The organism is Acidimicrobiales bacterium, assembly GCA_036399815.1.
Taxonomy (GTDB): Bacteria; Actinomycetota; Acidimicrobiia; order Acidimicrobiales; family DASWMK01; genus DASWMK01.
Genome location: DASWMK010000175.1, coordinates 1 through 2926 on the forward strand (window position 1 = coordinate 1; position 2926 = coordinate 2926).

Consider the following 2926-nt stretch of genomic DNA (forward strand, 5'->3'; position numbering starts at 1 on the left):
GTAGCGCTCGGGCGCCTCGAGCCCGCCGACGCAGAACGGGCAGCCGGCCGGCCGGTCGGGCCGGTCCTGGCGGGCGGGGGCGACGGCGACGGTGGCCCCGGTCAGCGGGTCGACCAGGAGGCCGGGGAGGCCGGGGAGGCCGGGGAGGTCGGGGTCGGCCTCGGCCACGGCTCAGCGCCGGGCGAGCAGCACCGAGCGGTCGCCGGCCCGCAGCCCGTCGGCCAGCCGCCGCAACGTGCCGGCGGCGTCGACGCCCATGCTGTCCCGGTCGCTCCACCGCCCGCCCCGTTCGCGGTCCACCCCGTACAGGCCGAAGCGGGGCTCGTAGGAGCCCCACTCGTAGTTGTCGGCGAGGGTCCAGTGGTAGTAGCTGCCGACGGGCACGCCGGCGTCGAGCAGGCCGACGACGGCGGCGAGGTGGGTGCGGAGGTAGCGGTCCCTCGTCCACCCGTCCATGCGGGCGTACGAGCGGCCGTCCCGCACCCGGTTGCACATGCCGTTCTCCGCCACCCACGCCGGCAGGCCGGCGTCGGCCGCCCACCCCGTCCACGCCGCGAACGCCGCCGGGTCGGGCGCGTCGTCCCACAGCATGCGGGCCGGCAGGGCCGACCGCGGCCCGCTCGTCGCCGCGAACGGGAGGCGCAGGTGCCCGGCGGTGACCGGCGCGTAGAAGTCGAGCTGGGCGACGTCGAGGGTGCAGGCGGACGGGCTGTCGTAGACGGCGGCGACGGCCCTCGGCAGCGCCTGCTCGAGCGGCAGGGCCGCCTTGGCCCACAGCCGCAGGGCGGCCTCCCGCAGCCGGGCCCGCCGCACGTACGGCTCCACCCGGCCCTCGTGCTCGGCCCGGCGCTCGAGCAGCCAGGGCCGCAGGTCGGCCCGGGCCACGCCGTGGCGGCGGGCCAGCAGCACGTCGACGAGGAGCCGGTCCAGTTCGTACACCGACAGCGAGTACGTGTTGGTCGACACGACGGCGCCGGGGTCGGCGCCGTGGATCACGTCGTAGGCGAGCACGTGGCCGGCGAGGAGGTGGTCGAGCGTGCGGACGCAGTCGCCGACCGACAGCACCTTGCCGGGCGGGAACGTGCCCGAGAGCCACGTCTGCACGGCGAGCACGTTCGGCTCGTTCACCGTCACCCAGTGCCGGCACCGGTCGCCGAGGTGGGCGACGGCGGTGCGCACCCACCCGGCGAAGCGCTCGGGGGCGTCGACCGTCGTCCAGAACCGGTCGCCCAGCCAGTGCGGGTGGGTGAAGTGGTGGAGGGTGACGAGGGGCTGGAGGCCCCGCGCGCGGCAGGCGTCGAGGATCGCCGCGTAGTGGTCGAGGGCGGTGGTGTCGACCTCGCCGTCGGCCGGCTCGCAGCGGGCCCACTCGACCGACAGCCGGAACCCGTCGCAGCCGGCGGCCACGGCCCGGTCGAGGTGGTCCTCGTAGCGGTGCCAGAAGTCGAGCGCGGTGCCCGACGGCTCGACCCGCCCGGCCGCCTCCCAGTCGTGCCAGTTGTTGCGGGGCCCGCCCGGGCGGTTGTAGCCGCCCTCGACCTGGAAACCGGCCGTCGCCACGCCGAACCGGAACCCCGGAGGGAGCATCAGCCGACCGCCTTCTCGAAGCAGAGGTTGACCGGGGACCAGGCGTAGCGGCCGTAGGGCCGGATGCGGTGGTAGCCGGACGACTCGTAGAGGCGGACGGCCTCGTGCTGGGGCTCGCCCGTCTCCAGGCGGACGGTCGCGTACCCGAGGTCGCGGGCGGCGTCCTCCAGGGCGGCGAGCAGCGGGCGGGACAGGCCCCGGCCCCGGTGGTCGGGCCGGACGTACATCCGCTTGATCTCGCCCACCCCGGGCTCCAGCCGGCGCACGCCGCCGCACGCCACCGCCTCGCCGCCCACCCGCCCGACGAGGAACCGGCCGCCGGGCGGCGCGAACTGGGCGGCCGACACCTCGGTGCGGTAGGTGGGGTCGTCGCCGCCGTAGCGCTCGTCCAGCTCGTCGGCCAGGGCGTCGAGCAGCGCCTGCACGTCCGGCCCGTCGAACGGCTCGGGCCCGACCGCCAGGACGCTCACCGGCCCAGCCCGACGACCGACGCGAACCGCTCGATGCCCTCGACGTCCCATGGGGCCCGCATGGCGACGATCACCCGGTCGGCGCCGGCGGCCTCGTAGGCACCGACCCGGTCGGCCAGCTCCTGGTCCGAGCCGCCCAGCACGCCCGGCCTGACCTTCTCGGTGAGCCCCCCGAACTGCTCGACCAGCTGCTCCTCGGTCCAGCACAGGGCCACGTTGACGGCCGTGCGGATCTCGGCCGGGTCCCGCCCCACGGCCTCGCAGTGGCGGTGCAGGACGGCCCGCTTCTCGGCGAAGCGCTCGGGGGACACGAACGGCACGTTCCAGCCGTCGGCCACCTCCGCGGCCAGGCGCAGGGTGCGCCGCTCGCCGCCGCCGCCGATCCACAGCGGGAGGCGGTCCCGCACCGGCCGCGGCTCCAGGCGGGCGCCGTCCAGGCGGAAGTGGCGGCCGTCGAAGCCGGCCACCTCGTCGCGCAGCAGGGCGAGCACGCACCTGGCCGACTCCTCCAGCACGTCGGCCCGGCCGCCGGGCGGGAGGAACGGGATGCCGTGGGCCCGGAACTCGGGCTCGGCCCAGCCGGCGCCGAGGCCGAGCTCGGCCCGGCCCCCGCTCAGGTGGTCGATGGTGACGGCCGCGTTGGCCAGCACGGCCGGGTGGCGGAAGGCGGCGCAGTAGACGAGCGACCCGCACCGCACCCGCTCGGTGCACAGGGCGAGGGCGGCGTGCATGGCGACGGCCTCGAGGGAGTGGGGCCCGGTGAGGTCGCCGGCGTACAGGTGGTCCCAGATCGAGATCCAGTCGAACCCCAGGTCCTCGATGCGCGACCACAGCGACCGCAGCTCGCCGACGGTCGTGTTCTGGAGGCC

At 76.5% G+C, this 2926-nt stretch carries 3 protein-coding genes; all 3 read right to left on the bottom strand.

What is annotated here, in order from left to right:
* Window positions 1-171: 171 nt before the first annotated feature.
* The gene (locus VGB14_12620; protein ID HEX9993764.1) at window positions 172-1587 is read right to left on the bottom strand and encodes a family 1 glycosylhydrolase; all 1416 of its coding nucleotides are present in this window, start codon (window positions 1585-1587) and stop codon (window positions 172-174) included.
* Complete coding sequence (locus VGB14_12625; GenBank protein HEX9993765.1) at window positions 1587-2057, bottom strand: GNAT family N-acetyltransferase; 471 nt, start codon at window positions 2055-2057, stop codon at window positions 1587-1589. The genes VGB14_12620 and VGB14_12625 overlap by 1 nt, the downstream gene beginning before the upstream one ends.
* A partial coding sequence (locus tag VGB14_12630) for an LLM class flavin-dependent oxidoreductase (protein ID HEX9993766.1) occupies window positions 2054-2926 on the bottom strand: 873 nt, incomplete at its 5' end. The genes VGB14_12625 and VGB14_12630, both read right to left, overlap by 4 nt.